We start from the raw sequence: 26,744 nt of genomic DNA on the forward strand, positions 1-26,744 counted from the left end.
GATCTCCATCTGCGTTCCGCTACGATGCCGCCGGCCTTTCCTGGCTAGGAGGCCGCGGTGCTGTCCTCGCCGTGACGATGGCAGGCCGGCACCGCGCCATTGCTGCCGCCGCCCGTTTCCACTTCCTCCGCCGCCAGGCCAAATCCCGCCTGCGCCATATCGGCGAGGATCGGGCAGTCGGGCCGCGCATCGCCGCTGCACGCCTCGGCCAGCTGGCGCAGCGTGTCGCGCATGGCGGCAAGCTCGGCAATGCGCTGCTCCAGGTCCGCCACGTGGCGCAAGGTAAGCGCCTTGACGTCGGCGCTGGCCCGCGCGCGGTCGTGCCACAGCGACAGCAGCCCGCGTATCTCGTCCAGCGAGAACCCGAGATTACGGGCACGCCGCACGAAGCGCAAGGTGTGCACCGCGCGCTCGTCGTAGCGGCGGTAGCCGCCCTCGCTGCGCGGCGGTGGTGCCAGCAGGCCGATGGACTCGTAGTGCCGGATCATCTTGGCGGAGACGCCGGAGGCCTGTGCCGCATCGCCGATATTCTTGCCGATATTCATGCTTGCTCTCCCGCCGGCTTCCAGCGCCGCAGCAGCAGCGCATTGCCGACCACGCTCACGCTGGAGAATGCCATGGCCGCGCCGGCCACTACCGGGTTGAGCAGGCCGGCCGCCGCCAGCGGGATGCCGATCACATTGTAGAAGAAGGCCCAGAACAGGTTCTCGCGAATCTTGCGCACGGTGCGGTGCGAAATCGCCAGCGCGTCGGCCACCAGCGCCGGGTCCCCGCGCATCAGCGTGATGCCGGCGGCATGCATGGCCACATCGGTGCCGGTCGACATGGCGATGCCGACATCCGCCGCGGCCAGCGCCGGCGCATCGTTGATGCCGTCGCCCACCATCGCCACCACGGTGCCGCCCGCCTTGAGCCCGTTCACGCGCTCGGCCTTGTCGGCCGGCAGTACTTCCGCCTGCACCTCGTCCAGCCCCAGCGTCTGCGCCACGCGCGCGGCGGCGCCCTGGTTGTCGCCGGACAGCATCACCGTGCGCACGCCAGCGGCGCGCAGCCGCTCGATCGCGCGCCGCGCGCCAGGCTTGATGGCGTCGCCAAAGGCAACCAGCCCCACCACGCGGTTTTGCGCTGGCGACGCATCCCGCGCGCCGGTCTCGATCAGCCAGGACACCGTGCGGCCCGCTTGCTGCAGTGCCTGCGCCTGCGCTTCGAGCGTACCCGCCGCTGCGCCAAGCGAGGCACGCAGGCGCTCGCTGCCAAGCTGCAACGCCACGCCATCGACCTTGCCGGACAAGCCCATGCCGGGCAATGCACGCACATCGGTAGCCGTCGGCGCGTGGATGCCGCGCGCGCGCGCCGCTGCCAGCACCGCGTGCGCCAGCGGATGCTCGCTGCCGGCCTGCAGCGCGGCCAGGCTGGCCAGCAAGCGTGGCTCCGCATCGTCACCGGCACCCGCCGGCACCGCCAGCGCCACCACTTCCGGCTTGCCCACCGTGAGCGTGCCAGTCTTGTCGAAGGCCACCACCTTGACCCGGTGCGCCACTTCCAGCGCCTCGGCGTCCTTGATCAGGATGCCGGCGCGCGCACCCGCGCCGGTGCCTGCCATGATCGCGGTCGGCGTGGCCAGGCCGAGCGCACACGGGCAGGCGATCACCAGCACCGCCACCGCGTTGAGCAAGGCCGCCTCCCAGTTGCCGCCGAACAGGCCCCAGCCTAGCAACGTAACCAGCGCGATGCCCAGCACCACCGGCACGAACACCGCGCTCACACGGTCGACCATGCGCTGGATTGGCGCCTTGGCCGCTTGCGCGTGCTCGACCATGCGGATGATGCGCGCCAGCACCGTCTCCGCGCCCACCGCCACCGTGCGCGCCACCAGGCGGCCTTCGTAGTTGATGGCGCCGCCTGTGAGCAGCGCGCCGGGCTCCTTGGGCACCGGCAGGCTCTCGCCGGTCAGCATGGATTCGTCCGCATGGCTGCTGCCTTCGATCACCTTGGCATCCACGGGCACGCGTGCGCCCGGCAGCACCACGATCTCGTCGCCGACCCGCACCGCGCCCAGCGGCACGCTCACCTCGGCGCCGTCACGGCGCACGATCGCGCTATCGGGGCGCAGCGCGGCCAGCGCGCGGATGGCGTCCGCCGTCTGCCGCTTGGCGCGGGTTTCCAGCCACTTGCCCAGGCGCACCAGTGTGATGACCACCGCCGCGCTCTCGAAGTACAGGTGCGGCATATCGTCCGCGCCACGCCACATCAGCCACAAGGACAAGCCGTATGCCGCCGAGGTGCCGAGCGCGACCAGCAGATCCATATTGCCCGCGCCCGCGCGCACCGCCTTGAAGCCAGCCTTGTAGAAACGCCAGCCAAACACGAACTGCACCGGCGTGGCCAGCAGCCACTGCACCCAGGCCGGCAGCATCCAGTGCACGCCGAACCATTCGGCCACCATGGGCGCCACCAGCGGCAACGATAGCGCCGCCGAGATCGCCACCGGCCATGGCCCGGACCAGAAGCCTTCGCCAGGCACCGCCCCAGCCGGCAATTCGCCGGTGACCGGCACCGCGCCATAGCCGGCGCGCGCCACCGCAGCGGCCAGCGCATCGGCATCCACGGCACCGCGCAGCACGGTCACCTCAGCCTGCTCCGTCGCCAGGTTGACCTGCGCATCCACCACGCCGGGCACGGCTTTCAACGCCCGCTCGACACGGGCTACGCAGGAAGCGCACGTCATGTCGCTGATGGACAGCGTCATGGCCTGGTGCGGCACCTCGTAACCGGCAGCCCTCACGGCCTCGGCGGCGGCCGGCAGCACGGTTGCGCTATCGGCCTGCAGCGTGGCTTCTTCGGTGGCGAGATTGACGGCGACCTGGCGCACGCCAGGCACCTTGCCCAGCGCGGTCTCGACGCGCCGCACGCACGAGGCACACGTCATGCCGCCGATCGGCAGCCGCCATTCGGAGGCCGGCGCGCCTGCTGCGGCGCCGGGTACGGGAAGGAGTTGGGAGTGAGCGGGCATGGCAGGGATCGGGTCCACAGTGATGACAACCACATCATGGACCTTACCATGTTGGGAAGGTCAAGCCCGCACGCAAGCAATGCATTCATCACGTGCCGCGCGCGAGAACGTTCGGAAAAGGCCTTGCGCTTCCCACGGTGGGAAGGTGCAAACTTCAGGGGTAGACCGAAGTCCGGCCCGGCCAGCGCAGCGACAGGTACGCTTTTTGGACGGCCGGGCGCTCACCTTGATTCCGTACCCCAGGTACTAACAGGAGATTCCAGATGATCCAGTTCCAGGTTGAAGGCATGTCGTGCGGCCATTGCGTCGGCGCCATCACCCGCGCCGTGCAAGCGCTCGATCCCGCCGCGAAGGTGTCGGCCGACATCCCCGCGCAGGCAGTCACGGTAGAAGCCACCGCCAGCGGCCAAGCGCTGCGCGAAGCCATCGAGGCTGCCGGCTATCCCGTCAAGGGCAGCACCCAGGCCGCGGGCTGAGCCGGCAGCAGCACAAAGCAAAACGGGCGCCAGCAATGGCGCCCGTTTTGTCGTCTGGCGAGCCGCTTAGAAGCGGTAACCGACGTTCAGGTAGGTCACGACCGGATCGATCTTGATCTTGGTATGCGACACAACGGTAGCATTGCCTGCCGCACCCGCGTTCTGCGTGGTGAGCGTGGCCGTGCTGGACAGCGGCAGGTAGGACACCGACAGGCCAACGAACCAGTTATCGGTGACGGCGTAGGTCGCGCCGACATTGAACACCGGATTCCACGAGCTCTTGGCGCTCGCCGTCATCCTTGCGTTCGGACCAAACTCGGAGCGCACGAAAGTCTGGTTGTTGATGGTTTCGTCGGTGAACCACGTGTAGTTCACGCCAAGGCCCACGTAGGGGCGGAACTTGGTTTTCGCTTCCCCGAAGTAGTACTTCACCAGTACCGCCGGGCTCCATTGCTTCACATTGCCCAGCGTGCCGTATTTGGCAAACGTGCCAGCCCCCTCTACGTCGTGCTTCGGCGGGATCCCCGCCACGATTTCGCCCGCGATATTGTCGGTAAAGAAATGCGTGAACGCGATGCCAAGCGTATCCGCGGACTTGATCTTGGCACTCGTGCCGGCTTCGGTCCGGTTGACGGGGAAGCCACCGATGCTATCGACGACCAGCGCATCGGCCGAACTCGTCGGCATCACGCGGAACCAGCCCAGGCTGACAATATTGCTGCCGGCGCTCTGCGCTTGCGCGGCGCCAGCAATTAGCATGGCTACGCTGGCCAGCAGGATCTTCTTGGGGGACATGCCTCTTGCTCCTTATTAACTCTCTACCCGAGGCAGGCATTATCCCGTCTGGTGTGACCCGCCTGTTTCAAACGCTTAATACTTTTGTAGAAGCCCGCCCCTAAATCACGGGTTAACCATTAAAAACGCAGGCAAACGAGCCAAACCGGCCAGGCAAACCGTATGCAATTTGCGACGCTCGCCGTTCAAAAAACCTACTGCACGGTATAGGCCTACTCGCTGCAAGGGAATTACGCCGTGCCGGCACTCGCCAGCACGCATGCCGCGAGATCCCACAGGGCATAGCCGACGCTCTTGAAGACCAGTGGGCTGCCGCGGCGCGCGCGCAGTGCGTCCGCGGCGAGGATGGCGTGCTCGAACGGCTGCACGGTGGACCAGGCGATGCCCGCCTGCAGCAGGTCGCCCGCCTCCTCCTCGATGCCGAACAAGGTATCGGCCAGCAGCCGGCCGTGCGCCGAGGCCGCCTGGCAAAGCGCCGGGGGCAGCTCGCACATCTCCGGGCGGAACGCGCCCACCGCGGCGATGAAATGATCGTCGCGCCACAGGCCGCTATCCAGGTCCGGCAGCACCGGCACCAGGCTGGACGTCACCGTCACCACCATCGACACGCGCGGCAAGACGGCGCGCACGTCATCCACCGTCTGCGCCTCCACGCCCAGCGTGCGCGCATGCGCGGCGAGGGCTTCGGCCTTGGCGGCCGTGCGCGAATGCAGCCACACCCGGCGCGGCGAGAGGCCGGCGGCAAAGGCTTCCAGATGGGTCAGCGCCTGCACGCCGGCACCGATGATCAACAGCTCGCCAGCGGGATCCGGCGCGAAGCTCTGCGCCGCCAGCAGCGACACGGCGGCGGTGCGCCGGCCCGTCACGGTCGGCCCGTCCAGCAGCGCCAGCCGGCGTCCCGTATGGGCGTCGGCCACCACCACCTCGCCGAGGATGTTGGGCAAGCCGCGTTGCGGATTCCCGGGGTGCACGGTGATGTTCTTGGTCATCACCAGCTCCCGGTTGCGCGCCGGCATCACCAGCAGCGTGCCCTCTCCGCCGGCGGGGTCCCCCACAGGCAACGCAATGCGCGGCGGCGCCATGGCCGTGCCCGCGCGCAGCTCGGCCAGCATGGCGGCAATGGCGCGGGCCAGAGCGGGGTAAGGCAGGCGGGCCGCGGTCTGGGCGGCGTCTAGCAGGGCAACGGACATGGCGGGTGACTCCGGAGGCGGTTCGCGATGCTGGATTATCGGCGAACTCGCCGCCGGCCTCCCCCCACGCTCTACAGGTTCAGCCGATTCAGGCGGATCAGCGCGCCAGCAAGGACATCACCTGCCCGGGATAGCGCGTACCCGCTACTGCGTCCGCCGGGAACACGGCATCGATGGCCGCCATGTCGGCCGCGTCCAGCACCACATCCAGCGCGCCAAGGTTGTCGTCAAGGTTGGCCACGCGCCGCGTGCCGGGGATCGGCACCAGCATGTCGCCACGCGCCAGCACCCACGCCAGCGCCAGTTGCGCCGGGCTGCAGCCCTTGTCGCGCGCCAGCGCGTTCACCTTGTCCACCAGCATCAGGTTGCGCGCGAAGTTCTCGCCCATGAAACGCGGGCTGGTACGACGGTAATCGTCCTGCGCGAAATCCTCAGGGCTACGGATGGCACCGGTCAAGAAACCCCGGCCCAGCGGGCTGTACGGCACGAAGGCAATGCCGAGCCGCTGGCACGTAGCGAGAATGCTCTGGTCGCCACCCGCCTCCACGTCGCGCGTCCACAGCGAATACTCGCTTTGCAGCGCGGTGATGGGATGCACAGCATGCGCGCGCTCGATGGTCTGCGCACCGGCCTCCGACAGTCCCAGCCAGCGCACCTTGCCCGCCTTCACCAGTTCCGCCATCGCGCCCACGGTTTCCTCGATGGGCACCTGCGGATCGACCCGGTGCTGGTAGTACAGGTCGATATGCTCCACCCCGAGCCGCTTGAGGCTGGCGTCACAGCTGGCTCGCACATACTCGGGCCGGCCATCCACGCCGCGCGCCACCGGGTTGGCGGCGTCGCGCACGATGCCGAACTTGGTCGCCAGCACCACGCTGTCGCGGCGATCCGCGATGGCCCGGCCTACCAGGCTTTCGTTGGTGTACGGGCCATAAATATCAGCCGTATCAATAAAATTAACGCCTTTATCGATAGCGTGATTGATAGTGCGAATAGATTCGACGTCGTCATGCGCGCCGTAGAACTCGCTCATGCCCATGCAGCCCAGGCCAAGCGGGAATACCTGGGGGCCATGCCGGCCCAGCTTGCGTAGTGCGGTCATGCGGAACTCCTTGGTTGAGGAACCTCGGCAGTATCGCCAAGGCCGGGGCGCGGAAACAGCCGGCTGCGCTGCATGCGTCATGAAGCACAGCTTCACAATCCGGAGGCCCTTTTTAGCTGGACACAGTGGGTTCTGATCCCGGGTTCTCCCGGCGGGACAGGAAGTCAACCAGCACCCGCAGCTTAGGCAGCATGTGCCGGCTCGATGGCCACAGCATCCAGAATGTGCCTTGCACCACGTTGTACGTGTCCAGCGCCGTCACCAGGCGCTGGTCGCTCAACGCCTCCTGCGCGACGAAATCCGGCACGTAGCAAATGCCCAGGCCACCGATCGCCGCGGCCAGCACGCCTTCGATGTTGTTCAAGGCGAACGTGCCCGGCAAACGCACTTCCTCGTCGCCGGCACCTTGCGTCAATACCCAATCCTGGAGTTTCCCGCTGGAGGGAAAACGATAGCGCAGGCAAACATGCTGCTCCAGGTCCTTCGGCCGCGTGGGCATGCCGTGCCGCGCAAAGTAGTCCGGCGCAGCGCACACCACCTGGCGAAAAGGCCGCAGGCGCCGCGCCATCAGCTGGGAATCCGCCAGCGCGCCGCTGCGGATCACCAGGTCGAAGCCCTCCTCCACCACGTCCACCATGCGGTCGCTGAAATCCAGGTCAAACTCGATCTCCGGATAGGCGGCGCAAAACGCGGCCAGGTCGGGCAGCAGCAGGCGATAGCCGATCGCCGGCACGCTGATGCGCAGCCGGCCGCGCGGCGCCTCCTGCAACCGCGACAACTCCAGTTCCGCGTCGTCGATTTCCTCGAGGATGCGACGGCAGCGCTCGAAGAAAAGCGCGCCCTCATCCGTCAGCCGGATCTGCCGCGTGCTGCGGTGAAACAGCCGGATGCCGAGCCTGGCCTCGAGCCGCATCACGCTCTTGCCGATGGCCGATGGCGAGACACCAAGAAGCCGTCCCGCCGCGACGAAGCTCCGGGTCTGCGCCGCGCGCACAAAGGCGTACAGGCCACTAAGACTATCCATGACGATCCATGCCGCTTCATTAAAGAATTTTTGTCCATTAAGCACGGAAATCCAGGTGCTTTAAGACGTATTAAGGCCATCCTATCATCAGTCCACTTTCGCGAATGGCTATAGCCACGTGCCATCGGCGGCAGCAACATGCGACCCCCGCCCCGCCCTCCAAACCGGACTCCCGATGCCCAAACCTGCACCTGACGCCGCGCGCACCACGGCGCAAAAACTGTTGATCCTTGGCGCGGTCTGTCTCGCCGCGCTGGCCATGCCCCTGAGCTTCACCGGCCCGGCGGTAGCCCTGCCAGCGATCGCCGCCGATCTCGGCGGCAGCCCCATCGCACTGAACTGGGTCACCAACGCCTTCATGCTGTGTTTCGGCAGTTGCCTGATGGCAGCCGGCGCGCTGGCCGACCGCTTCGGGCGCAAGCGTGTCTTCCTCGCCGGCATGGCTGGCTTTGCGCTTAGCTCGCTGGCCCTCACGGCAGCGCCCGACATCGCCTGGCTGGATGGCCTGCGCGCAGTGCAAGGGGTGGCTGGCGCCGCCGCCTTTGCCGGGGGCATGGCAGCGCTGGCGCAGGAGTTCGAGGGGCAGGCCGCAACCCGCGCCTTCAGCTTGCTGGGCACCACGTTCGGCGTGGGGCTCGCCTTCGGGCCGGTGCTGGCGGGATGGCTGATCGGGCAAGCCGGCTGGCGCGGCGTCTTCCTCAGCGCGGGCGCGATCGCCGTTTGCGCCGTGGTGCTGGGCGCACGCTGCATGCGCGAGTCGCGCGACCCCGCCGCCAGCGGGCTCGACTGGCCGGGCGCGGCCACCTTTACCGGCGCGCTGACCTTGTTCACCTATGCGGTGCTGCGCGCGCCGGACAGCGGCTGGGGCAGCTTGCCGGTGGTCTTGCTGCTGGCCAGCGCTGCCGTGCTGATGCTGGCGTTCGTCATGATCGAGCAGCGCGTGCGCGCGCCTATGCTGGACCTGTCGCTATTTCGCTATCCGCGCTTTGTCGGCGTGCAATTCCTGGCGGCCGCGCCCGCGTATTCGTACGTGGTGTTGCAAGTGCTGCTGCCGGTCCGCCTGATCGGCATCGAAGGCTACAGCGCGATCGAAGCCGGCCGCATGATGATTGCACTGTCCGCACCCATGCTGGTGGTGCCGCTGCTGGCCGGCCATCTGACCCGCTGGCTCTCGGCCGGCCTCATCTGCGGCCTGGGCTTGCTGGTGTGCGCCGGCGGCCTGCTATGGCTGGCCCAATGCGCGCCGGGCCAGCCGAGCGCCGGGCTGGTGCTGCCCATGCTGGCGATTGGCCTTGGCATCAGCCTGCCCTGGGGCCTGATGGATGGCCTCGCCGTCAGCGTGGTGCCCAAGGAACGCGCGGGCATGGCCACCGGCATCTTCAGCACCACGCGGGTGGCGGGTGAAGGCATTGCCCTGGCCATCGTCGGCGCCATGCTTGCCGGGCTTGCCCAGTCCAGGCTGCACGCCATCGCCACTGCGCCCCCGGCCACGCTGGCGCAAGCCGCTCAGCGGCTCGCCATGGGCGACCTGCCCCGCGCCATGCGCCTGCTGCCGCAGGCGAGCGAGCAGGCGCTGGTGCAAGGCTATGACGATGCCTTCCGGCTCCTGCTGTATATCCTCGCCGCGATCACCGTTGCATCGGCGGCATTGGTATTCGGCTTGCTTAGCCATTCACGGTTGCCGCATCTGTCGGCATCCGCACCAGAAGCCTTGCGCTAGATCGGCCAGCCTGAGACGGTCGCAGTTTCACGCTCACGCCCGCCGGTGGCCAATAGGTGCCATCTGGCAACGCATTGCGAACGCCTGCCTTCAGCGATAATCGTCATTCGAGCGTCGCAAACTTCATGGATCGTGTCTGGCGGGACCGAAGAGTCTGCGCCTACGGCCCGAGGCGCCGGCTAAAGCTTGAGCGCGATCCGACAGAACAATAGATTGACAATGATCACAGGACACGTCTTTATTGCGACCAGCCTTGACGGCTTCATCGCCCGACCCGATGGGGACATCGACTGGCTTCTGAAACGGGATGAGCCGGCAGAAGACCATGGCTATCCGACCTTCATCGCCGACAAGGACGCGATCGTTATGGGCCGAGGCTGCTACGAAAAAGTCCTCACGCTGGGCGAATGGGCTTACGACAAGCCCGTTCTGGTGCTGTCCCGGCAATTGGCCGGCAAGCCCGTGCCGCAGAGGCTGCAGGGAAAGGTGCGGTTCTCGGATAGCACGCCCACGGATGCGATGAAGCAACTGGAGGCAGCAGGCGTGCGTCGCGTGTACGTCGATGGCGGTCAGTTGGTTCAGTCGTTTCTGCGCGACGGATTGATCGCTGATCTGGTGGTCACCACCGTGCCAGTGTTGATCGGGGCAGGCAGACCATTGTTCGGCGCCCTGCCGCGCGACGTCAGTCTGGCGCTCGAATCGAGCCGGCACTTTCCGTCCGGCCTAGTGCAGTCGACCTATCGCGTGCTGTGCTGATTTGCGAAGATACGATGATGAGGCTTGTACATCTGGCCTCGCCACACCATGAAGCCTGACGTCTCCCTTGACCCCGACCTGCTGCCCGCCATGGCCGCCTTCGTCCGCGTGGCGCGCCTGGGCAGCTTCACCGCCGCCGCCGCCGCGCTGGCGGTGAGCCCGTCGGCCATCTCGCAGACGATCCGCCAGCTTGAGCAGCGCCTGGGCGTACGCCTGTTGCAACGGACCACGCGCCGGGTCGGCCTGTCCGAAGCCGGCGCCGCGCTGCTGGCCCGCGTGGAGCCCGCGCTGACGGAGATCGGGGCCGCGGCCGACGACACGCGCCAGCAGCGCGAAATGCCCGCCGGCACGCTGCGCATCACCACTTCGTACTCGGCTGCGGCCACCGCGCTGCAACCGGTGCTGGTGGAGTTCATGCGGCTCTATCCGTCGATCTGCGTCGACGTGGCCGTCGACGACCGCTTGACCGACCTGATCGCGGAGGGCTTCGATGCTGGCCTGCGCCTGGGCGAAGCGCTGCAGCGCGACATGGTGGCGATTCCCATCACCGACCCGATGCGCATGGTGGTGGCCGGCGCGCCGGACTACTTCGCGCGCCGTGGCAAGCCCAAGCTGCCGCGCGACCTGCAGGCGCATGCCTGCCTGCACTACCGCTTCGGCCCCGCGGGCCAGGTCTATCGCTGGGAGTTCATGCACGCCGCGCGCCAGGCCACGGTCGATACCGGCGTCGCGCTGATCGCCAATGACAAGGCCCTGCTGCACCAGGCCGCGCTCGCCGGGCTCGGGCTGCTTTACGAGTTCGAGGTCTTGCTGCGCGCGCCTCTCGCCTCGGGCCAGCTGGTCACGGTGCTGGACGACTGGCTGCCGCCGTTCGATGGCTTCTACCTCTACTACCCGGGCCGCCTGCTGATGCCGGCCAAGCTGCGCGTGTTCGTCGACTTCCTCAAGGCGCGCGCACCGCTCGCGCCGGCGTAGTCAGCGGCGTAATCAGCGGCGCGGCGCCTTGGCTACGGCGCCGCGCACTTCGATGCCGATGCGGTCAACCACCTTGCCCGCGGCATCCAGCAACTCCACCTCATGCCGGCCCGGCCAGGGCAGCCAGGAAAGCTGTCCGCCGCGCCCCAGCGGCTTGCCGTCGATGCGCCAGCTCACGCGTTGCGCGGTCTGTCCGCTGACGCCCTCGGCATGAAACCAGACGCGCTGCGCCGCCGGCGGGATATCGGGATCCAGCGCGAACACAGTGCCGTCGGCAGGGCTGGCGATGGCGGTGACGCGATCCTTGGTGGCACGCACGCTATCCGCGCTGGCTATGTTGACAACGCGCATGGCGGTACCCGCGAGGAAGACCTCATCGCGCGCGGGCTCGAGATCATCGGCGAAGCGCAACGCCACACGCTCCACGCCGGCAGGCATGGCCGGCGCCACGCTCGGCACCGAGCGGTGCAGCGCCTCCATGATCTCGTGCCACACCGGCGCGGCGCCGGACACGCCCGAAACCTCATGCATGCTTGCGCCACTGGCGTTTCCCACCCACACGCCAACCGTGTAGCGCTGCGACCAGCCCACGCACCAATTGTCGCGCATGTCCTTCGACGTGCCCGTCTTGACCGCGGTCCAGAAGCGCGTGGTCAGCGGGCTGTCCAGGCCAAACGTGCGCGCCCGCGCATGGCGATCCGACAGCACGTCGGCAACCAGATAGCTTGCCGCGGGCGACATCACCGCGCGCATTGTCACGGGCGGCGCATCGGCGCGCAGCCGCACGCCCGCAAAACGCCCGCCGTTGGCGAACGCGCGATAGGCATTGGTGAGCGCGACCAGCGGCACATCGGCGCTACCCAGCGCAAGGCTGTAGCCGTAGTAATCGCCCGCCTGCGCCAGCGGCAAGCCGAGCGCGGTCAGCCGCTGGTGAAAGCGATACGGCGTGACCATCACCAGCGTGCGCACGGCCGGCACGTTCAACGACGACGCCAGCGCGGCCCGCATGCTCACCCAGCCCGCATATTGCCGGTCATAGTTCTGCGGCACATAGAGGCCCCCGCCGCCGCCCGTGGGCAGGTTGACCGGCCGGTCGTCCAGCAGCGACGCCGTGGTCAGCCGCCGCCCCTCCAGTGCCTGCTCATAGAGGAAAGGCTTGAGCGTGGATCCCGCCTGGCGCGGCGCCCCCGCGTGGTCGACTTGCGCGGCCGCCGACAACGCGCCCGACGAACCCACATAGGCCAGCACGTCGCCACTCGCGTTGTCGATCACCACCACCGCGCCGTCCTCCACATTGCGCCCGGCGAGCTCGCGCAGATGTCGATCCAGGCTTGCCGTGGCGAGGCGTTGCAGGCCGGCATCGAGCGTGGACGTGATGGTGGCGGGCATCGGGCCGGCGGCGCGGGCTTGCGATACCAGCAAGCGCGCCAGATGCGGCGCGAGGTTCGGCGTGAGGCCCGAGGTCGATGTTGTGCCCGCGGTGCCGCCGCTGCTGCGCAGCAGCGCCAGTTGCGCGAAGCCGTCCAGCCCATCGCATGCCTTGGGCAATTGCTGCTCGCGCAGGATGCCGCACGCGCGCTGCGCCACCTGCGGCGCACGCGCGTTGGGCGCACGCACCAGCGCCACCGCCAGCGCCGCCTCGCGTGCATCCAGGCCGCTCGGATACTTGCCGAACAGCGCCTGCGACAGCGCGGACAGGCCGACCAGCTCGCCGCGAAACGGCACCAGGTTGAGATACGCCTCGAGGATCTGGTCCTTGCTCCAGTTGCGCTCCAGTGCCGTCGCGCGCACGGCCTGCGCCATCTTCTGCCCCACGCTGCGGCCGCTGTCGGCTCGCCGCAGGTCCTCGTCGAGCAAGCCGGCGAGCTGCATGGTCAAGGTGGAGGCGCCGCGCGTGCGCGTGTTCCACAGGTTGGCCCACGCGGCGGCGGCAACGCCCTGCCAGTCCACGCCGCTGTGCGCATAAAAGCGGCGGTCCTCCGACAGCACGATAGCGGTGCGCACCGCGGGCGATATCTCCGCCAGCGTGACCCAGTCGCCGCGGCGCGCACGGAAATCGTCGCGCACGCGGGACAGGGTTTCGCCATGGCGGTCGAGCACCACCACATCCGCGCTGCGCCAGCTGGCGCGCACGCTGTCGAAGGACGCAAGCGCATACGCGGGCGCGCAGGCCACGCAGGCCGCGCAGACCAGTACGGCTACCGCGCGCTGGCCCGCGTTCATTTGTCCCGCCCGGCCGCCACGCCGGCCACCAGCAGCACTTGCGCGGCCGCGTAGGTCCACCAGATGCCGAGCGCAAAGGTATCGAACGGCACGAGAAACCGCGCGGTGCCGAGCAAGCCGTCGGACACGGCGAAACACAGCGCACCGATTGCCGCCAGCGGCGTCGGCAGTTTCGCCAGCAACGCGGCGCAGGCCATCGCCGCGAGCGCGCCGACATAGACCGAGACCGGCACCGCCAACGTGCCCAGATTGGGCCAGAAGCGCGCGAGCATCACGCCGGCCGCGCCCACGACCACACCGCAAGCAATCAGGCGATGCGCGCGTCCGTCGCCCGCCATGGGCACGAACAAGCCAAGGTAAGCAAAGTGCGCGATCAGGAAAGCCCCAAGGCCGCCGATGAAGGAGAACGACAGCCACGGCATCGCCAACAGAAAGTCCCCCAGCGCAGAGAACAGCAGCGCCGCCATCAGCCAGCGCCGCTCGCGGCGCAAGGGATGGAAGTGCGCGGCGCGTACCAGCAGCAGCGCCATGGCGGTCTTCCACAACGGCTGGAAGGCGATCTGCCCGTTCAACGGCGCGCCGGGCGGCGAGTCCATCGCGACGGTGACCAGCAGGCCGCCGTAGACCAGGCCGGCCATGGTGCCGGCCAGCCACCACTCGCGCACCCGCGCGGGCATCATCATTGCAAGCCAGCTCAAGGGCGTGCTCCTACGGTCAGTCTGGCATTGGGTTGCGCGCCGAATACATCCGGCGCGTACATCGCCTCTACCCGGGTGGGCGGCAAGGCGAACTCGCCGGCATTGTTCAGGCGCACGGTGTATTCCACCGTGGCAATGCCGCGCGGCATGTAGGCGTAATACTCACGGAAGGCCTGCGGCGTGCGCTCGGTGAACGCGGGCCATGCGCCCTTGCGCCGCTCGCCGCGCGTGGCGATCTCCGAGTCGCGCCCAAGGCCGCTGCCGAGGATGGTGGCGCCGGCGGGCACCGGGTCGCTCACCACCACCCAGGTCATGTCGGCCTGCGCATCGATCTCCAGCTTCACGCGATACGTGTCGCCGCGCGACCACTTGCCCGCCACCGCCTGCTCCACCGCCGTCACGCTGCGCGTGATGCGGTAGCCCGCCGAGAGCGGCGCGGCGAGCGGCACCGCCGCCAGCGCCCGCACCGTGGCCCAGGGTTTGCCCGCGCCTTGCTGCACGGCCTGCAGCGTGGCGGATTCGCCCGCGCGTGGCCACGGCAGGCTGATGCTGCCGCTTGCCACGCCATCCACCTTCACGGCGCGCGCCCAGTCGAAGCTGCGCGATGCATCGGCCACGCCTTCCAGCGTCACGCGCGTGGCGCCCGACACCGGCGTCTTCTCGAAGGCTTGCGCAAAACGCGTGATCGCCAGCGAGCCCCAGGCGTTGGCCGTGGTCGTGCCCCAGGCGCCGCGCATCTGCCGGCCGAGCAAGCCGGTAGCGAGTTGCGCGCTTTCGTCCTTCCAGCCGGGCAGGTCGAGCGACAGCGCCAGCAGGCGCGCGGCGTTGAGATCGCCGCCGCTCATCAGCCACCACCAGTTGTCGTCGCGCTCGGTCGAAAATGCCAGCCGCGTGCCTTGCACGGTCAGCCGCGAGCGCAGGATCTGCTGCGCTTGCGCGAGGCGCTCGTCGCGTTGCGGGATATCCTGCACGCGCGACAGCACGGCAATCCAGTCGAGCAGCGCGGAGGTGGGCCACTGCGCCGGCAGGATCTGGATCGAGCCCAGCATGCGCGCCTGCGCGTGCCCGCTGCGCGAGAGCGCCTCTAGCGCCGCCAGCTTGCGTACTTCCAGGTCTTGCGTCGGTGCCCAGCGTTCGCGCTTGATGCGGCCTTCGATAAACGCGGCCAATCCGCTTTCCATGCGGGCCCGCGATTCGTCGGGCAGGCGCAGCGGCAGCCCCGCGCGCACGGCTTCGTCGGACACGGCCAGCAGGTAGGCGGTCAGCACCTCACTGCCGGCATTGCCGTCGTTTTGCAGCGGGAAATACGAGGCCAGCCCGTCGTTGTCGAGATAGCCGGGCAGTTGCGTAGCCAGTGCATTCCATTGCGCCGCATCGCCCAGCCCGATCGCGCGCGAGGCACGCTGCTCCAGGCACGAGAACGGATAGTCGCGGAACCACGCGCGCACGCCCGGCATGCCGCCTGCCAGCGAGGCTTGCAGGTTCACCTGCAGGCCACCGCGAGGCTGGCCCGCACCATCGGCCAGCGCACCCTGCGGTGCGCGTACCGGCACCGACAGGTTTGGCGCGAGCTGCGCCAACGTGGCTTGCTGCACGGTAAGCGGCACCGCCGGCACCAGTTGCTGCGAGAGCTTGACGCGGTCGCTGGCGCCGCCCGTCTTGCCGGCCTCGGTCGCTTCCACCTCCCACTGCACCGTGCCGTCCTGGGCCGGCGAGCCCGCCGGCAACAGCGGCGCGGCCACATCCCAGCCGATCTCGCGCGATTCGCCCGCGGGAATCTCCACCGTCTGCGCAGCCAGCGCCTGCGGCTGCACGGATTGTCCCGGCGGGCTCACGCGCGCCACGGCCTGCACCGTCATCGCGCGCTGCGTGGTATTGCGCAGCGTGAACATCGCGCGATAGCGGTCTTCCTCGCGCACCAGCGGCGGCAGTCCCGAGATCAGCTGCAGGTCCTGCGTGGCAGCAATGGTGGCGCTGCCGTTGCCGAAGCGGCCCACGCCCAGGTCGGCCACGGCCACAATGCGGAATCGCGTGAGCGAATCGTTCAGGGGCACCGTCAGCGTGGCACGCCCTTCGCCGTCTAGCTGCACGCGCGGATTCCACAGCAGCAAGGTATCGAACAGCTCGCGCGTCGGGCTCTTGCCGCCGCCGCCGCCCGCCGGCACGGCCTTGCGGCCGTAGTGGCGCCGGCCGATGATTTCCATCTGCGCGGTAGCGGTCTCCACGCCATAACTGCGTCGGCGCAACATGGCGTCGAGCAGATCCCAGCTCGTGTTCGGCATCAGCTCCAGCAGTGCTTCATCCACCGCGGCAAGCGCGACTTCGCCATTGGCGGCAGGCTTGCCGTCGGGCAGCTTCACCTGCACGGCTACCTGCGCCTTGCCGCGCACGGGGTAGCTCGTCTTGTCAGGCGTGACCTTCACATCGAGCTTGTAGCCGTCGTTGCCCACGCGGATCTCCGCCAGCCCGAGGCGGAATGCCGGCTTGGACAGGTCCACCAGCGCGCTCGGCGCAGCATACTCGCGGCCCTCGCTGCGAAACGCCTGCCACCACTCAGTCGGCTGGCGCCAGCCCCAGATGAAGAACGAATACCAGGGCACCTCGCGCAGGCGCCCGCGCAACGCCAGCACCGACACATACACATTGGGGCCCCACTCCGGCCTTACCTTGACCCGCACCGTGGGATCGCGCCCGTTGAGCTCCACCACGCTGGTCTCCAGCACCCCCTCGCGCTCCACCGCCACCAGCGCGGTGGCATGGCGGAATGGCATGCGTACCTGAAACACGGCAGTCTCGCCCGGCGCGTAGGCCTTCTTCTCGGGCAGCAGGTCGATGCGGTCGTTGTTCTCGCCGCCGAACCACAGCTCGCCCTGGCGCGTCACCCAGACCGAGGTGGCAGCCTGCGATACGCGCCCCGCGTTATCCCGGGCCTGCGCGATCAGTTCCACCTGGCCGGCCTCGGGCAACGTCACGTCGCATTGCATACGGCCTTGCGCATCGGTACGGCCCTCGCACACGATGCCCAGATCCTTGTTCTCGTTGCGGTTGTCGTAGCGATAGAAGCCGCCCACCACACGCTTGCGCACCGAGGTGGTGATACGCACCTGCGCGCGCAGCGAGATCGGCACGTTGGCCTGCGGCCGCCCCTGCGGATCGAGCGCCACGGCATGCACGGGAAGCTTCTGCCTGACCGAGACCCAGCTCTCCGTGCGGATGCCAGCTATCACGCCCGCCGGCCACATCGGCACCGTCTGGCGCAGCGTCTGGATCTCGCCGTTGGGATCGGCAAAGCCCGACTCCACCACCAGGTCCTTGGGTGCGTCGAGCCTCGGCATGTTCTTGAGGGTGAGCGTGCCGCCGCCGTTCTTGTCGAGCTTCAGCGGCAGTTTGTCCGCCACCAGCTTCTGCGCATCGTCGCGCTGCGTATTGCCATCCTCGCCCTCGTCCTCATCGCCGCTGCTATCCTTTTGCGGCTTGCGCGGCGCGGCGAAGGCATAGCTGTCGTAGTCGGCAAAGCGCACGTACTTGTCGCGCAGCAGCGCCGACACCTGCACCGGCAAGCCTGCCGCGCCGCCACCCGAGACGTAGTGCACTTCCAGGTTGAGCGGCACCTCCGCCGGGGCTACCAGCGCCCCGCCGCTGCCGGCCTTGAGCGTGCCCGCGAGCACCGGCAGGCGGAAGGCCTCGACGCGGAAACTGCCGCTGTCCAGCACACGGTCCTTCGCATCGCTGAACGACACCGTATAGACGCCCAGCTTCGCCGCGGCGGGAATCGCGAACGTGCTTTCGGCGCTGCGCCCACCGGTAGCGGTGCTGCGCCATTGCACCGGCTGCTCGTAAGTCTGGCCGCTGCCTTCATGCTGGATGACCAGCTTCTCCGGCAAGGGATCGCCCGCGCCCGGCAAGGCGAAGCCATTCGCAGTCTCGGTGCGGATCATGTGCTTCATCGACACGGTCTCGCCGGCACGCAGCAAGGTACGGTCGAAGATGGTGTGGACGCGCACGTCCGGCACCGCGCTGGTGTCGGTCGGCACGTTGAAGCGCCAGCTCTCGATGCCCCGGTTCCAGTCGGACATCACGAAGGCCATGTCGGCCTGGCCGCGTGCCTGCGGATGGTCCGCGGCGATGCGTGCCGAAACGAAATAGCCGGACAGCCCGGTGTCGTCGCAACTGCGCTCGCGCACGTCGTCCAGGCCGTTGAAACGCGCCAGCCCGGCGGCATCGGTGCGGCCCGAGGCCAGCAGCTTGCCGCTGCAATCGCGCAGCGCCACTGCGGCGTTGGCCACCGGCTTGCCGTCGTCGAGCGTGGTGACCCATGCCAGCGCGGTCATCTTGCCGGGGCCTCGCGCGAGCTTGAAATGCACGCCGAGGTTGGTCACCAGCGCGGCGGTGCGCACGTACATGGGCGCCGGCTTGCCAAGCAGCGCCTCGCCCAGCATCGGCGAAGCGATCTCCACCACATGAAAGCCCGCTTCGGGCAGGGGAATGCCGACCACCTCGAACGGGCGTGGCGCCTTGCCGCCCGGCTCAACCAGTTGCGGGATGGCGAGCTTGCGCGCGCCGGCCACGCCATCGAGCAGCGAGATGGAGCGGGTCTCGATGGAAGGCGCATTACGCGGGTTGTTGACCGCGGACGGCGAGCGGCCGGCGAGAATGGCATCCAGCTCGCCGCGCGTCCAGCTGCCTTCGTGCAGCCGGCGAACCAGCCCGTACCAGCGCAGTACCGCGCCGTCGTCGTCCACCTTCAGGCGGCGTACCGTGCCGGCTTGCGCGCGCACGCCTTGCACCGGCAGGTCGGCCTCGACATTGCGCAGCGTCACCGGCAGCAGCGCCGGATAGTCGGCCGCTGGCTTGCCCTTGGGGAGCTCGCCAAAACGCTCGAGCACGCCGAACGGCGCGGCCGAGAATTTCGCCAGGGGCGGCATCGCGGCCATGCTCACCTTGAGCGGGAACAGCTCGGCATTGGACAGCACGCGGCCGCTGTCGTCCTTCAGGCCAGCGGGTACAGACAACGTGAACTCGGCCTTCTCGGCAAAGGGCGGCTTGAAGCTGACACTGCTGACGGGCGCGTCGCGCGCCGCTTCCGGCTCGAACTGCGGGGCGCGCGGGCCTTTCGGCGTATTGAGCAGGATATGCTCGGCGTCCTTGCGCGAAATCGGCGCGGAGAACGACAACGAGATCGGCCGCAATGGCGTGCAGGGCGACTGCGCGCGCTCTCGCTCGCAGGTAAAGCTCGCGGTGAAGGGCTCACGCACGGTGTAGTCGAAGCGCCGTTCGTCGCGCGTGGCCAGCCCCGAAGGCGTGGCGATGCCGCTGCCCAGCACCAGTTGCATGCGCGCGCCGGACGGCAGGCGCTGCTGGCAGGCCAGCAGGTGGACGGAATCCACCTCGTCGGCCTTCAGCTTCCAGTGCAGCGCGCCCAGCACGGCGTCACGCTCCTTGCCGGCAACGAGACGCACGGGGATGCGCTCGCCCAGGCCTTGCGCCTGGCACCAGGCGGCGTTGCGCACCGAGTCGGCGGTGGCCGGGCCGTTGAAGCGCAGCGCAAAGACCTGGTCCTCTTCGATCTCGCCGCCGCCGGGACGCGCGGAGACCACGGTGGGCCCGCCGGTCTCGAAGCGATACTCCGGCTTGCCGGTGTACGCCTTGCCGGCCTCGCTCTTGAGGCCGGCCGCCATGCGCACCGTGCAATTGACGCCTGGCGGCAGGTCGCGCGCAAAATCGAATGCCCAGTTCTTCGCGTCGATCCAGCGTGCCTGTCCGGTGATCGCGCTGCCTTTGCAGGACACCGTGGCGGGCGGGCTCGCCTGCAGGTCGCCCAGCGGCACCATGGCTTCGTCAAAGCGGATCGCCACCTGCCGCACGCGAGCGACCTCGCCCTCCGGCGAGAAACGGACCACCTGCGCGGCCTGGCCGGAACCCGGCATCGTCGCCAACATTGCCTGCAGGCAGGCCGCGGCGGCCCACCAGTACCCACGTCTCTCACGCTTGTCCATCCGCGCGACGATCTGCGTCATCCTGCCCCTCCCGATTACGGCACCCGGCGAGGGTGACATGCGCCGATGGCAAGCGCAAGTCCGCGCGCGCTGCGAGCGATCCGCAGGCTAGCGCAAATGCGACAGTGGCAACGGCCCGTCGCGCTTGAGCGCGGTCAGCACGATGTTGGAACGCACGCTTTCCACGCCCGGCACGCGCATGAGCTTCTTCATCGTGAATTCGGCCAGCGTCGGCAGGTCGGGCACCATGATGCGCAGCAGGTAGTCGGCCTCGCCCGCCACGGAGTAGCACTCCTGCACTTCTTCCAGCAGCAGGATGTCCTCGCGGAAGCGCTCGACAATGGTGTCGCCGTGATGGGCCAGCTTGACGCTGGTGAACACCAGCACGCCAAGCCCGAGCGATGGCGGCGACAGCACCACGCGGTAGCCGGTGATCACGCCGTCGGCCTCCAGCCGCGCGAGCCGGCGCCCGATCTGGCTGGGTGAAAGATGAATGCGCTCAGCAAGCTGCTGGTGGGTGGAGCGGCCGTCGGTCTGCAACGCCGCCAGCAGCGCGAGGTCGAATGGGTCGAGATTGATCATGGTCATGTCGCTTCGGTCGCGTTAGACGCGCTGGGTGCGTTAGGCGCGTTAGGCGCGTTGGTCGAGTCGGAATCGCTTCTTGTTGTGCACTGGGCCTGCGGGTAGGAATGCTACCCCGCCGCCGCCTGGCGGCGGGCCGATTGTCGCTGGCAGCGCACCCGCGCACATTTTCCGCAGACAATACCAAATTTTTGCGCACTTGATGCATCGCTTGACGAAACCAAGCCGTTTTTGCGGGCCATTTGCGTCACCTCCTCGCTAAACTGTGCGGTAAATCTGCAGGAGATAAAACATCATGGACGCAATGGCTACCGCCACTCACGCTGGCGACGCCCAGGCCAGCTTTTCCGGCACCCTGACCGACAAGCTCAAGGAACAATTCGACGCCGGCCTGCTGTCCGGCCAGGAATTGCGCCCCGATTTCACCATCGCGCAGCCGCTGGACCGCTATACGGACACCGACCACGCGGTGTGGGCCAAGCTCTATGACCGCCAGGCCTCGATGCTGCGCGGCCGCGTCTGCGATGAGTTCCTGCAAGGCCTGTCCACGCTGGGCATGGGGCGCGACCGCGTGCCCAGCTTCGACCAGCTCAACGAAACCCTGATGCGCGCCACCGGCTGGCAGGTGGTGGCGGTGCCCGGCCTGGTGCCGGATGCCGTGTTCTTCGAGCACCTGGCCAACCGCCGCTTTCCCGCCAGCTGGTGGATGCGCAAGCCCGAGCAGCTCGATTACCTGCAAGAGCCCGACTGCTTCCACGACGTCTTCGGTCATGTGCCGCTGCTGATCAACCCGGTCTTTGCCAATTACATGGAGGCGTACGGCAAGGGTGGGCTCAAGGCCGCCTCGCTGGGCGCGCTCGACATGCTGGCGCGGCTGTACTGGTACACCGTGGAGTTCGGCCTGATCCGCACGCCGGAAGGCCTTCGCATCTACGGCGCGGGCATCCTGTCGAGCCAGGGCGAATCGATCTACAGCCTGGACTCGGCCAGCCCCAACCGCATCGGCTTCGATGTGCGGCGCATCATGCGCACGCGCTACCGCATCGACACCTTCCAGAAGACGTACTTCGTGATCGACAGCTTCGATCAGCTGTTCGACGCCACCCGCCCCGACTTTGCGCCGCTGTATGAGGAACTGCGCACACAGCCCACGCTGGGCGCGGGCGACGTGGGGCAATCCGACCTCGTGCTCCAGCGCGGCTCGCGCGAAGGCTGGGCCGACAGCGACGACGTCTGACACGCGCTACCCGTGCGCGCCCTTTGTGAAACAATGACGGCGTGCCCGCTCCACCCCCGCCCCGATGCACATCGCAAGGGCCGGGAGGCCGAGCAGGCGGGCCGGCATTGACCTTGCCAACTTCCTTTTCGACCATCGAGCCCATCATGTCCCCTGCGCCTGTCGTTCCCCTAACGCTTGAAGAACGTGCACCGCTGCTGGCCAGCCTGCCCGGCTGGAGCACCGTCGATGACCGCGATGCGATCCACAAGCGCTTCACCTTCGCCGATTTCAACGCCGCCTTCGCCTTCATGACGCGCGTGGCGCTGGCCGCGGAGAAGGCCGACCACCATCCGGAGTGGTTCAACGTCTACAACCGGGTCGACGTCACCCTGTCCACCCATGACGCCAACGGCCTGACCCGGCGCGACACCGACCTGGCCGCCTTCATGGACCGCGCGGCTGCTACGCTGGCGAAAGCCTGAGCACGCGTGCGGCAAGCCAGGGCACGCTGGAGACCGCTGGGGACTGTAGGCAAACCGAAAGCTCGCTGATGGTCGTGCGCTGTACAATCGGTGGCTGACCGTTTGTAACTTTCGTTACTCTCCCGATCCCTTTCCAGCCTCCCAGCCTGCCACCATGCGTATCCTTCTGATCGAGGACGACCGTCAGATCGCCAGTGGCGTCGAAGCCGGCCTGGCCCAAGCCGGCCATCAGGTGCGCGTGGTGCACGATGGCGTCTACGCCACCGAGCACCTGCTGCGCGAACAACACGACCTGGTGATCCTCGACCTGGGCCTGCCCGGCATCGACGGCATGACCCTGCTGGCGCGCTACCGCGCCCGCAACCGCACCACGCCGGTCATCATCCTGACCGCGCGCGACGAGCTCGAAGACAAGCTCTCCGGCCTGAACGCCGGCGCCGACGACTATCTGGTCAAGCCCTTCGCCCTGCCCGAGCTGGAAGCGCGCGTGCGCGTCTTGCTGCGCCGCAGCCAGCACGGCGAGGCCGCGCCCGAGCGCGACGTGCGGCTCGGCCGGCTACGCCTGTCGGGCAACGACCGCCGCATGTTCATCGATGGCAAGCCGCTGGAGCTCTCGCCGCGCGAATTCGCCGTGCTGGAGTTGCTGCTGCAGCGCCAGGGCCGCGTGGTCAGCAAGGCGCAGCTGCAGGACCACCTCGCCACTTTCGCGCATCCCGCGGGGGAAGGCGGAGACACGGTCGGCGACACCGCCATCGAGGTCTACGTGCACCGCGTGCGCAAGAAGCTCGAAGAATGCGACGTGGAGATCGTAACCGTGCGCGGCTTCGGCTACCTGCTGCAGATCCGCGCCGGCACCTGACGCCGCGCCCAGGGAGAAGCCTGCCATGTGGCTGCGCACACGTCCTCCCCAGCCTCCCAAGGCCCTGACCGACGCCGCCGCCGGCGCGTCCGGCAAAGCCGCGACCGCCGCCGCGACGCCATCCGCGCGCTCGGCCTCCACGCAAAGCCTGCGCGTGCACTTGCTGCGCGCGCTGGCCACGCCGCTGTTCGCGCTGGTGCTGACCAGCGGCTCGCTCTCCTACTGGCTGGCGGCGCACTACACCACGCAGGTATTCGACCGCGCCCTGTATGGCGTGGCCAACAATATCGCCCAGCAGATCCGCATTGCCGGCCCCCGGCTGGAGCAAGACATCCCGATGATTGCGCAGACGCTGGTCGAGGCCGAAGGCACCGACCGCATCTACTGGCGCATCCACGGCCCCGACGGGCTGATCGGCGGCATGGACACCTGGCTGGGCTACGGCACCGGGCAAACCTCGCTGCACGATGCGCGGCTCTTCTACGCCTGGTTCAGCGGGCGCCAGGTGCGCGCCGTGCGGCTGCCGGTCAACCTGCCCAGCCCGGCCTCGGATGAACTGGCCACCAGCGAGGCCGGGCGCGTCCCGCGCGGGCCCATCGTGGTGGAAGTGGCCGAGCTGCTGGACCGGCGCGAGACCGCCGCCAACGAGATCCTGCTTTCGGTCTCCGTGCCGCTGATCCTGCTGCTGGTGGTGGGCAGCCTGATCCTCTCGCATGTGCTCAAGGAAGAGCTTGTGCCGCTGCAGATCCTCACCGACAAGCTCAATCGCCAGACGGCACGCTCGCTGGCGCCGCTCGATGAAACCCAGGTACCGGCCGAAGTGGAGCCACTGATCCGCGCGCTCAACGCGCTGCTGGCCCGGCTACGCGATGCGCTGGACGCGCAGCGCAAGTTCATCGCCGATGCCGCGCACCAGTTGCGCACGCCGCTCACCGCCGTCAAGCTGCATGCCGACCGCGCGGTGCAGTCGGCGGATCCCGCGGTGACGGACCACGCGCTGCGCGAGCTGCAATCGGCGGCCGACCGCGCGGTGCGCCTGTCCAACCAGCTACTCTCGCTGGCCCGCGCCGAGCCTGGCCTATCGCTGGAGCGGCTTGGCCCGATCGAGCATTTCGACCTGGCCACGCTGGCCTTCGAGACCGGCGCCGAGTGGGTGCCGCAGGCGCTGGCCCGCCAGATCGACCTGGGCTTCGAGACCTTGCCCGGCCCCACCTTTACCGGCGCGGCACCCTCCACGGTGCGCGGCAACCGCCTGCTGATGCGCGAGGCGCTCAGCAACCTGATCGACAATGCCGTGAAATATGTGCCGCCTGGCGGGCGCATCACCGTGCGCGCCGGCGGCGAGGCGCTCGGCCATCGCGGCATGGCGGTGGTGATGGTGGAAGACAACGGGCCTGGCATCGCGCTGGCGCGCCGCGAGGAAGTCTTCAAGCGCTTCTTCCGAGGCGACCATACGCCGGGGCCCAATGCGCCGGCGCAACCGCCCGGCGGCGCGGGCCTGGGTCTGGCGATCGTGCATGAAATCATCGGCCTGCATCACGGCACCATCCGCATCGAGGATGTGCCCGCCTCCGGGGAGGAGGCCGAGGTGCGCGGCATGCGCTTTGTGATCCGCATCCCGTGCGAGGCCGCCGGGGCGGTCTGAGGCGGGACAAGCCGCGGCGCGGCTCGCCCTTGTCTTTTCCAGTGTTCTACCTGGCCTTCTTTTCCTTCGGCGCCAGCATGGTGCCGCGGCATTTCGGGCTGCCGCAACGGCACTCGAACTCCTTCTTGAGCTTCTTGGTGTAGCGCGCGTCGATCACCAGCCCATAGTCATAGAACAGCTCCTCGCCGCCTGCGATGTCGCGCAGCGCGTGGATGAACACCCGCCCCTTTTTCTCGCGCGCCTCGCAATTGGGCTGGCAGGCGTGGTTGATCCAGCGCGCGCGGTTGCCGCCGAACTTGGCGTCGATCACGTCGCCGTCTTCCAGGCTGAAGTAGAAGGTATGGTTGGGATCCGCCGGATCGTGCGGATGGCGCTTGAGCGCCTCCTTCCAAGAAATGTGCTCGCCCTTGTATTCGATGATGCGCTCGCCCTCGGCAATCGGCGCGTTCGCATAAACGCCCTTGCCATGCACGCCCGAGCGGCGCACTTCGACGCGGTCGGACGCGGTCTTGCGCTTGCCTTCCTTCGGGCTCTTGACGCGCTTGGCGTCTTTCGCCTCAGTCCCTTCCTGCTTCAATTCCTCTTGCTTTGCCTGTTCCGCCATGTGCCATCCCGTATAGATCCGCCTGCCTGCCACCCCGCGTGGCTGCGCGCCGCCCCGGGCGCGATGGCGATGATACCTGCCCATATTGGCCGCGGCATCCCCTTGCCGGCAAATAGCCGCGTATACGGACAACGTGGGGCAACCCAGGGCAACCCGCATGAACCTGCACACGTCAAGCCAGGTATACGACGCACTGGTTTACGGGGGAGGCCCACCATCAAGAACAGCCTTAATCAGCGCTTCGGTGTTTACGTATACGACCGCGACCGCGTTGATCGCCTGTGGATAACCTGGCAAAAATCTGGGGATAAAGACATGCAATTCATGTGGGCTGCCTGGGGTTGGCATGGGGATGCATCAGGCATAAGTCGGAGGGTTTCACCCGACCCTCTCCGCCAAATGGCTAAGTCATCCACGTCCGCCAACACCGGGTCCCACCACTTCTGCTTCTTGCAACACACTGATTTGAAAAGCGTTTATAGAGTTATCCACAGAAAAGGCTGCCGTTTACCTACTACTACTATCTGTATACATTAAAGAAAGAAGTAAACAGAAAGGACTACGTCCTGCTATCGGTGAGCAAAGAGAACCAGGCAAAAAATAAAAGGCTGAAAAGCCGCTTCAGGCGTGGCTTCTTTTTTGAGCAGAAGGAATCCGCTGGCCACGGCACGGTTTACTGCCGTGCACCCATGGTTTTTTGATGAGAAGGATCGCGTATACGTCGCCCGTAGGCTGGACGCGGACGTATACGCGATCAGGGCTGTCTGGCAGCGGTATACGTCGGCCCCGCCAGGCGTGTAAACGCGCATCGTCTGCTGCGTTGGCCAGCGCATGCATGACGCGAATAGCCCCGGGATTCCGGCTGCGCCTGGCCATCGGTCGTCATGCACAATAGTGCATACGGCTTCCTGGCGGCCCCTTGAGCCTCGCTGCTACGCTGCAATGGGTACGCAGTCCCCGCAGCTCGGCTCCAGCGAAAGAATCGCCCACAGCGCCTGTCAGGCCCCTTTATGGGCAGGGATAGCCGCTGCGCGCCGGCCAACAGCCGTTGGCACGCGCCCAAGGCCCGGGCATCAGAGAGATTTCGCCCTGCACGCACCGGGCTGCGCTTCTGCGGTGCAATGCCCCTGAGAGGGCCTGCGGGGCGATTAGAGCCGTTTTTCAGGCGTGGATGCCCTCTGGGATACCTGGGCGCGTTAACTCGCCTGAGGCCCATCCTGACGCCGCCGAAGGCCCTGCTTATTTCCCCGAATCCCCACAAAGCCCCAGCCAGCGCGGCCTGGAGCGGGGTGCGCTGTAACAATCTGTTCCCGGTTGGCGTGGCCCGACACGGTATGATGTGGCCCGCGGCGCCTTTGCCGGCGCCGGTGCGCAGTGCGCCGGCC

Annotated in this window: 19 protein-coding genes; 8 read left to right on the forward strand and 11 right to left on the reverse strand. The window is 67.8% G+C overall.

Features of this window, described 5'->3' with window-relative positions:
- Positions 1–44: 44 nt before the first annotated feature.
- Positions 45–545, reverse strand: a complete 501-nt coding sequence (cueR, locus tag ACX12D_RS19315) for a Cu(I)-responsive transcriptional regulator (protein WP_459372327.1) — start codon at positions 543–545, stop codon at positions 45–47.
- Positions 542–3,013, reverse strand: coding sequence for a heavy metal translocating P-type ATPase (locus ACX12D_RS19320; protein WP_459372328.1), 2,472 nt, complete (start codon positions 3,011–3,013; stop codon positions 542–544). Before ACX12D_RS19320 ends, cueR begins: the two co-directional genes overlap by 4 nt.
- 263 nt (positions 3,014–3,276) lie before the next feature.
- Here ACX12D_RS19320 and ACX12D_RS19325 point away from each other — a divergent pair, with 263 nt between their 5' ends.
- Positions 3,277–3,489 carry a heavy-metal-associated domain-containing protein gene (locus ACX12D_RS19325; RefSeq protein ID WP_043350852.1) on the forward strand — a complete coding sequence of 71 codons (213 nt, stop codon included), beginning with the start codon at positions 3,277–3,279 and terminating at the stop codon, positions 3,487–3,489.
- A 66-nt stretch (positions 3,490–3,555) separates the two neighbouring features.
- Here the strand turns inward: ACX12D_RS19325 and ACX12D_RS19330 are convergent, their stop codons facing one another.
- From ACX12D_RS19330 to ACX12D_RS19345, 4 genes are all read right to left on the reverse strand, one after another.
- Positions 3,556–4,284, reverse strand: coding sequence for an OmpW/AlkL family protein (locus tag ACX12D_RS19330; protein ID WP_459372329.1), 729 nt, complete (start codon positions 4,282–4,284; stop codon positions 3,556–3,558).
- Positions 4,285–4,514: 230 nt separating this feature from the next.
- The gene (locus ACX12D_RS19335; RefSeq protein WP_459372330.1) at positions 4,515–5,474 is read right to left on the reverse strand and encodes a delta(1)-pyrroline-2-carboxylate reductase family protein; all 960 of its coding nucleotides are present in this window, start codon (positions 5,472–5,474) and stop codon (positions 4,515–4,517) included.
- A gap of 97 nt (positions 5,475–5,571) precedes the next feature.
- On the reverse strand, positions 5,572–6,576 hold the full coding sequence (locus tag ACX12D_RS19340) for an aldo/keto reductase (protein WP_459372331.1): 1,005 nt from the start codon (positions 6,574–6,576) through the stop codon (positions 5,572–5,574).
- A 112-nt stretch (positions 6,577–6,688) separates the two neighbouring features.
- Positions 6,689–7,600, reverse strand: a complete 912-nt coding sequence (locus ACX12D_RS19345; RefSeq protein ID WP_459372332.1) for a LysR family transcriptional regulator — start codon at positions 7,598–7,600, stop codon at positions 6,689–6,691.
- 175 nt (positions 7,601–7,775) lie between these two features.
- Here ACX12D_RS19345 and ACX12D_RS19350 point away from each other — a divergent pair, with 175 nt between their 5' ends.
- From ACX12D_RS19350 to ACX12D_RS19360, 3 genes are all read left to right on the forward strand, one after another.
- A complete protein-coding gene (locus ACX12D_RS19350) occupies positions 7,776–9,320 on the forward strand; it encodes an MFS transporter (RefSeq protein ID WP_459372333.1) in 1,545 nt (514 codons plus the stop codon).
- A gap of 219 nt (positions 9,321–9,539) precedes the next feature.
- Positions 9,540–10,076, forward strand: coding sequence for a dihydrofolate reductase family protein (locus ACX12D_RS19355; RefSeq protein ID WP_459372334.1), 537 nt, complete (start codon positions 9,540–9,542; stop codon positions 10,074–10,076).
- A 48-nt stretch (positions 10,077–10,124) separates the two neighbouring features.
- Positions 10,125–11,051 carry a LysR family transcriptional regulator gene (locus ACX12D_RS19360; RefSeq protein WP_459372335.1) on the forward strand — a complete coding sequence of 309 codons (927 nt, stop codon included), beginning with the start codon at positions 10,125–10,127 and terminating at the stop codon, positions 11,049–11,051.
- A gap of 12 nt (positions 11,052–11,063) precedes the next feature.
- Here ACX12D_RS19360 and pbpC read toward each other — a convergent pair whose 3' ends face one another.
- From pbpC to ACX12D_RS19380, 4 genes are all read right to left on the reverse strand, one after another.
- Entirely contained in the window at positions 11,064–13,274 is a 2,211-nt protein-coding gene (gene pbpC, locus ACX12D_RS19365; protein ID WP_459372336.1) for a penicillin-binding protein 1C, read from the reverse strand.
- Positions 13,271–13,972, reverse strand: coding sequence for a lysoplasmalogenase (locus ACX12D_RS19370; protein ID WP_441635822.1), 702 nt, complete (start codon positions 13,970–13,972; stop codon positions 13,271–13,273). Before ACX12D_RS19370 ends, pbpC begins: the two co-directional genes overlap by 4 nt.
- A complete protein-coding gene (locus tag ACX12D_RS19375; RefSeq protein WP_459372337.1) occupies positions 13,969–19,989 on the reverse strand; it encodes an alpha-2-macroglobulin family protein in 6,021 nt (2,006 codons plus the stop codon). The genes ACX12D_RS19370 and ACX12D_RS19375 overlap by 4 nt, the downstream gene beginning before the upstream one ends.
- Before the next feature lie 87 nt (positions 19,990–20,076).
- Positions 20,077–20,556 (reverse strand): Lrp/AsnC family transcriptional regulator, encoded by a 480-nt coding sequence (locus ACX12D_RS19380; protein WP_150987569.1) that lies wholly within the window; start codon positions 20,554–20,556, stop codon positions 20,077–20,079.
- Between the two features lie 298 nt (positions 20,557–20,854).
- Here ACX12D_RS19380 and phhA point away from each other — a divergent pair, with 298 nt between their 5' ends.
- The 4 genes from phhA to ACX12D_RS19400 all read left to right on the forward strand — a co-directional run bounded on the left by phhA (position 20,855) and on the right by ACX12D_RS19400 (position 24,755).
- Entirely contained in the window at positions 20,855–21,787 is a 933-nt protein-coding gene (gene phhA, locus ACX12D_RS19385; protein WP_441635869.1) for a phenylalanine 4-monooxygenase, read from the forward strand.
- A 146-nt stretch (positions 21,788–21,933) separates the two neighbouring features.
- Complete coding sequence (locus tag ACX12D_RS19390) at positions 21,934–22,251, forward strand: 4a-hydroxytetrahydrobiopterin dehydratase (RefSeq protein WP_459372338.1); 318 nt, start codon at positions 21,934–21,936, stop codon at positions 22,249–22,251.
- 154 nt (positions 22,252–22,405) lie between these two features.
- Positions 22,406–23,110 carry a response regulator transcription factor gene (locus tag ACX12D_RS19395; protein ID WP_043350877.1) on the forward strand — a complete coding sequence of 235 codons (705 nt, stop codon included), beginning with the start codon at positions 22,406–22,408 and terminating at the stop codon, positions 23,108–23,110.
- A gap of 25 nt (positions 23,111–23,135) precedes the next feature.
- Positions 23,136–24,755 (forward strand): sensor histidine kinase, encoded by a 1,620-nt coding sequence (locus ACX12D_RS19400; RefSeq protein ID WP_459372339.1) that lies wholly within the window; start codon positions 23,136–23,138, stop codon positions 24,753–24,755.
- 46 nt (positions 24,756–24,801) lie between these two features.
- Here ACX12D_RS19400 and ACX12D_RS19405 read toward each other — a convergent pair whose 3' ends face one another.
- The gene (locus ACX12D_RS19405; protein WP_459372341.1) at positions 24,802–25,359 is read right to left on the reverse strand and encodes an SET domain-containing protein; all 558 of its coding nucleotides are present in this window, start codon (positions 25,357–25,359) and stop codon (positions 24,802–24,804) included.
- Positions 25,360–26,744: the final 1,385 nt, after the last annotated feature.

This window comes from Cupriavidus sp. PET2-C1, from assembly GCF_054515855.1.